This window comes from Micromonospora parastrephiae (assembly GCF_016802865.1).
Classification (GTDB): domain Bacteria; phylum Actinomycetota; class Actinomycetes; order Mycobacteriales; family Micromonosporaceae; genus Micromonospora; species Micromonospora parastrephiae.
This window is the reverse complement of the sequence record NZ_JAEVHM010000274.1, coordinates 1-5549: the sequence shown is the minus strand read 5'-3', so window position 1 is coordinate 5549 and position 5549 is coordinate 1. Positions and strand designations below refer to the sequence as shown.

7 protein-coding genes are annotated in these 5549 nt (G+C 73.4%); all 7 read right to left on the bottom strand.

All coding sequences use genetic code 11. The annotated features are described in order from the left end of the window. Nucleotides 1-744, bottom strand: a 744-nt coding sequence (locus tag JNW91_RS29130; protein WP_238425904.1) for a CIS tube protein, incomplete at its 3' end; no start/stop codon positions are given. After that, nucleotides 744-896, bottom strand: coding sequence for a hypothetical protein (locus JNW91_RS29125; protein ID WP_203178704.1), 153 nt, complete (start codon nucleotides 894-896; stop codon nucleotides 744-746). The genes JNW91_RS29125 and JNW91_RS29130, both read right to left, overlap by 1 nt. A gap of 1105 nt (nucleotides 897-2001) precedes the next feature. Continuing rightward, nucleotides 2002-2484, bottom strand: coding sequence for a phage tail protein (locus tag JNW91_RS29120; protein ID WP_203178703.1), 483 nt, complete (start codon nucleotides 2482-2484; stop codon nucleotides 2002-2004). 1 nt (nucleotide 2485) lies between these two features. Further along, entirely contained in the window at nucleotides 2486-3730 is a 1245-nt protein-coding gene (locus JNW91_RS29115) for a phage tail sheath family protein (protein WP_203178702.1), read from the bottom strand. 23 nt (nucleotides 3731-3753) lie between these two features. Further along, complete coding sequence (locus JNW91_RS29110; RefSeq protein ID WP_203178701.1) at nucleotides 3754-4452, bottom strand: carboxypeptidase-like regulatory domain-containing protein; 699 nt, start codon at nucleotides 4450-4452, stop codon at nucleotides 3754-3756. After that, nucleotides 4449-5057, bottom strand: a complete 609-nt coding sequence (locus JNW91_RS29105; RefSeq protein ID WP_203178700.1) for a glycine zipper family protein — start codon at nucleotides 5055-5057, stop codon at nucleotides 4449-4451. Before JNW91_RS29105 ends, JNW91_RS29110 begins: the two co-directional genes overlap by 4 nt. A gap of 11 nt (nucleotides 5058-5068) precedes the next feature. Beyond that, on the bottom strand, nucleotides 5069-5404 hold the full coding sequence (locus JNW91_RS29100; RefSeq protein ID WP_203178699.1) for a hypothetical protein: 336 nt from the start codon (nucleotides 5402-5404) through the stop codon (nucleotides 5069-5071). Between the last annotated feature and the right edge of the window lie 145 nt (nucleotides 5405-5549).

Sequence of the window (5549 nt, the reverse complement as noted above, 5' to 3'; positions counted from 1 at the left end):
GTGCGGGCGCGGACAGGTCTCGATGGATATGCTGCGCGAATGAGTCGATGGAAGTTCGTCGGCCGCACCGATGAACTCAACCGCCTGCTGGCGGCAGTGTTCGGCCAGCAGCCGCCAGCGCAGCGGCGAGCCGAGCGCGTCGTTGGCCAGCAGGTCGAAGCGCACTCCGGAGCGACCCGGTTCGGCCGCGCCGTCACCGGCGGCGACGACCGCGCTGCCGGGGGAGGCGGTCGGCGTGTTGGCCGCGGCCAACTCCTCGGCGAACCCGGCCTGCGCCTGATCGGCCGTCTCGGCCGCTCGGATGAGCTTCAGCCGCAGCCAGGACCGCCGGGGCGACCCGGTGCCGGTGAACGCGTCGAACCGCTCCGCCACCGCGATGATCACACCGGGCACGTTCCAGGTCTTGCCCCAGACCAGCCGAACCAGCGGTGGCCGCAGCCACCCGTGCTCGGCGGTGGAGTTCTCCGCCAGCATCCACAGCGGACGCGTCAGCACCCGCACATCGGCCGGCCGGACCTGCGCCTGGACGAAGTCGACGTCGAACAACAGGTCGAGCACCAGCTCGGTGCGGCCGCCGCCGGTGAACACCAGCGGGTCGTCGGCCAGCCCCGCCCCGGTGAGCTGCCCACCGGCGACACCCCGATGGCGTACGCCGGCGAGTCGGGTCACCTGCACGGTCTCCGGGTTGAGCAGGCAGTCCACCCGTTCCCCGGAGGAGTCGATGAGGAAGGCCACGCGTTCCATCAGTCGCCCACCTGTTCCCGCTCCAGCCGGTCGAGCTGGGCCGCGTCCAGTGCCGCGCCGGGCACCGTCCACAGCGGTCCGTCGTCCGGCAGCTCCGGCCACGGGCCGATGGTCGTCGCCGCGGGCGGGGGAGGTCGGAGGGCCGTGCTCACCGGCCATGGCCGCTCGCTCGGGTCGCGCTCCGAGCGACCGCGCCGGCTCGCGACGCCGAACCTTCCGTGATCGGCGCCCCGCTGGTGTCCGGCCTGCTGCCGGGACCGTGCCGGTTCGTCCGGTAGGGCGGGCCACGGACCGTCGGCAGCGCGCAGCGCCGCGGGTTCGTCCCTCTCGGCGACACGGTCAGACATCCCGGCCCGGCCGAGATCGGTCGAGGCGGTGGTGGATCGTGGGAGGGGTCTTTCCCTGGTGGCGGGTGCGGTGGGTGGGTCGGGGATCACCGGACCGGACCGCGTGCCGGATCCGTCCGCCGGGGTCAGCCCGCTCCCGCCGGTGCCCGCGGCGTCGTCGCGCACACCCTGTCGCGTCGTCGCGGCCGACGCCGGGGCCTCCCCCCGTCCAGACCGCCGGCCCTCCGGGATCCGTTCCGCTCCCGGTTGGCCCGTACCCGGGACCGTCCCCGCGTCGTGCCCGCGAGCGGCTTCCGTCGTGTCGGAGGGGGCGTCGTCGCCGACCGCCCCGGCGTTGTCGATCTCCGGCCCTCCGACGCCGTCCGCCACGCCCGCCGTCCCGAGGCTGCCCGCCGGTCCACGGCCGCCCGACGTTCCCGAGCGGCCCACGGTTCCGGAGCCGATCGGCGTACCCGATGCCCGCGGGCCAGTTGTGCCACGACCGCCGTGTTGAGCGGCCCCGTCCGGGCCACCCGCGCCGGTGGCATCGCCGCGCCGGCCACCCGTGCCGGCGGGACGGGACCCGCCCGCGCCGACAGTGGGCCGGGACACCTCGGCCGGAACGCCGGGTCGACCCACCATGGACCACGGATCCGCTCCGTCCTGCGCGGTCGGAGCCGCGTCACCGGCCTCGGACCCACCGAGGCGATCGTCGTGCGAGCCCCCGTCACCGGCCGACGGCGGGCCGAGGTCCAGTTCGCGCAGCAGACCGGGGGCGTGTGCGGCGACCACGTCCAGCCAGTGCTGTGGCGGCTCCCCGAAGCGACGCGGCACGTCCGCCAGCCGCGTCGGAGGTACGCCGGTGTCGTCGATCCGCCCGGCGAGGCGCTGCACCGCCCCGGCCGCCGAGCGCAGCCGGTGGGCCAGCCAGCTACGCGGGGCTCGGCGCGGTGGCACCGCCGGTCTCCAGCTCCAGGCCCTCGTAGCGCAGGGTCAGCGACGCGATGGCGATCTCGTGGCCGAGCGTGTTGAGATGCGCCCCACGCCATCGGGTGGGCCAGGCGTCGATCAAGTTCCACCGCAGCACCTCGGCGGTGCCCACCGAGTCGAGCAGCACCACCGAGACGTTGCGGCGGTTGACGGTGCCCTGGGCGGTGGCGTTGACCCAGTCCCACAGTTCCCGGGACGCGGTGAGCCCGAAGTGCAGGGTCACCGGCTCGTACTCCGCCTGGCCCGGCACCATCCGCATCCGGCCGACGCCGTGCTCCCGGTACGGCTGGCCGGGAATGTTCACCTCCAGTCCGCTCATCTCGGTGAAGTGGCCGTTGGTGACGCCGTTGATGAGCAGCCTGAAGTTGTACGCCCGGTACGGGTCGACCGGTGCGCCGGGTTGCGGGGCGGCCGTGGTGGGCATGTCAGCCTCCGATCGTCTCGGTCTCGGTGCCGCCGGCCCACTGGCTCAGCTTGAACACCACGAACTCGGCCGGCTTGACGACGGCGATGCCGATGTGGGCGATCACCATGCCCGCGTCGCGGACGTCCGGCGGGTTGGTCTCCTCGTCGCACTTGACGAAGAACGCCTCCTCGGGGCTGCGTCCGAGCAGCGCGCCGTCGCGCCACACCCGGGTCAGGAACGCCCCGATGTCGCGGCGGATCGAGCGCCAGAGGGTGAAGTCGTTGGGCTCGAAGACCATCCAGCGGGTGCCGTTGGCGATGGCCTGTTCGATGGCGATGCTGAGCCGCCGCACGTTGAGGTAGCGCCACTCGCTGGCCTCCGCCGCGAGGGTACGGGCACCCCAGACGCGGATGCCCTCGCCGGCGAAGTAGCGGATCACGTTGACGCCCTTGGGGTTGAGCACGTCGTGTTCGGGTCGGGTGACCAGGTAGCCCAGGTCGACGGCGCCGCGTACGGGTTCGTTGGCCGGGGCCTTGTGGACGCCGCGCAGGGCGTCGGTGCGGGCCCAGATGCCGGCCAGGTGCCCGCTCGGCGGGGTGAGTTCCAGCTCCCCGCTGATCGGGTCGCGGACCCGCAGCCACGGGTAGTAGAAGGCGCCGAACTCGGACTGCCGGGGCCGGTACGCCGCCCCCTCCGTGCCGCCGGGGCCGGCAGCGCCGGAGCCGGCAGCGGCGCCGCCCGTACCCTCGGCGGGTTTCGGTGGTTTGCCGGACGACGGTGTGGCGACGCGGGTCAACGCGGAGATGTCGTCGATGTCGGGCGCCGGGTCGCAGATCGCGACCATGGTGCGGGTGCGCTCGGCCATGCTCAGCAGCGCCTCGTGCGCCACCACGTCGTGGAAGCCGGGCGCGGCGATGATGGAGATCTCGTCGATGGCCTCCAGCAGTTGCAGGCCGCCGCGTCGTTGCCCGGTGCCGGTGATCGCGCCGCCGTCGCCGACGTTGACCACCCAGCAGCGTGCGCCGCCGTTGTCGAGGAAGCCGAAGACCGCCCGGGCCAGCGGGGTGCTCTCCACCTGGTCTCCGCCGGCGAAGAGCCGGAGGAACTCGGTCCAGTTGTTGACCGGTACCGCCTTGCCCAGGTGAGCGCCGCGGTCCGGGGCGACGCCGACGAACGCGGCGATGCTGGTGCTCGCCGGTCCGATGGGTCGGGCGCCGCTGGGGACCTCCTCGACGTAGATGCCGGGGGAGAAGTAACTGGGCATCGGTCCTCCTGTGCGGGTGGGCGTCAGTGGGTCGGTGGCGCGCAGACGATGACGATGTCGTCCTCGTCCGCGTCGACGTCGGCGGTGAGCACGAGCCCTCGTCCGGCCAGTCGCAGCCGTACCGGTGCGGGGTGTTCGGGATCGTGCGGGACGCCGACGATGAGGAACCGACCGTCGGAGTCGGTGTGGGTGGTCGACGGGCTGCCGGGGAGTTCGACGCGCATCGCCGCCAGTGGTTGGTCCTCGGGGCCGACCACCCGGCCGGCGAGGGTGCGTACCCCGAGCTGCCGCAGCCGCAGCGGTCGCAGCACCGGTGGCGCGGCCGGGGTCGGGTGGTCCACCTGTGCCGGCACGTCGATCAGCAGCGCCGGGCGGGGTGCGGCGCCGAACGCCGTCCACAGTGTGGCGTCGCCGGCCTCCAGCACCACCGGGTAGCTGCCGTCGCTGGTCGCGGCGGTGAGCACCCGGTCGAGGCGGTCCAACCCGGCCGGCCCGGTCACGCAGAGCAGGTAGCGGATCGTGAACCGGTACGGCTCGCGGACCGCGCCGCTGGAGCGGGTCTGCCGGGCCGGGCGCAGCTCCAGTGGCCAGAGGGTGAGCCCGTCGGCGTCGCCGCCGGTGCGGGGCGGGCCGATCGGGACGGCTTGCCCCGCCGCGCCGGCCAGCCAGGTGGCCAGCGCGGTGGTGGCCGTCTCGATCGGTCCGCGCCCGTCGGTGGTCATCGCGGCGGCGTTCCCTGGATCCGGTACGCGATGGCCTCGTTCCACACGTGCGGGTAGACGCCGATCTCGAAGTAGCGGGTGAACCTGTTGATCGGGGCGTTGGTGTGGTCGTGGTAGAGCAGCCACACCGGGGCGATGGTGAACAGCACGTAGTTCGCCAGCACCAGCGGGATGTAGAGCGGCCCGAGCAGGCGCGCCTGGAAGATGTGCACGTCCTCGTGTCGCTGGATGCCGGAGTTGGAGCCGGCGCAGACGGTGCCGATGGTGGTGGCGTAGCGGGGTGAGACGCCCTCCACCACGCTGACCCGGCCGCTGCCCAGTGAGGTGGGTCGGTCCAGCGAGTGCCCGAAGATCAGGTGCACGGCCAGGTAGATGGCGCCGACGACCGTGTTCAGCAGACTCCAGGTGTGGTCGACGACGAAGAGGAACATGCCCCGCGCGTCCGCCGCGTACACCCCGGCGGAGGCCACCGCCCAGCCGAAGACCGCGCCGACCAGCAGGCCCACGACGGCGCCGATGAGCAGGCCGACCGGGCCGCCGGCCAGGAGGCCGAGGACGGCGCCGACGCCGACCTGGACCGCCGCGCTGAGAATTCCGAACATCATGACGTCACCTCTCAGACCCACGAGCGGAAGACACGGGGCTCGCGACCGCCGGCGACCTGGGTCGGCGTCGCCTGTCGGTTGCCCGGCGGGAACTGGTTGACGCCCAGCGCCGCCGAGAAGATCACCAAGGCGTTGAAGAACGCGATGACCCACTTCTCGCCGCCGGCCTCGTCGGCGAACGCGGCGGTCACGTAGGACAACAGCAGCGCGATACCGATGGCGATCCACTTGCGGGCCTTGTCCCCGCTGGGACCGATCAGCCCGCCGATGACGTTGGTGGCCAGCAGCGTGGCGGCGCTCGCGCCGGCGAGGCTGCCCAGGGCCCCCCAGGTGAAGAGATCGTTCACGGCGATCCCCCTTTTCTGCGATGGTGCGACCGGGATGTGGTGGTGGTGAGGTCCGGCGCCCCGGCGGGGTGCGCCGGGGGGCGTGGCCGGCCGAGCCGGCCACCGTCTGGGTCAGCCGGGTCCCGCCGCGCCCGGGGGGTGGGCC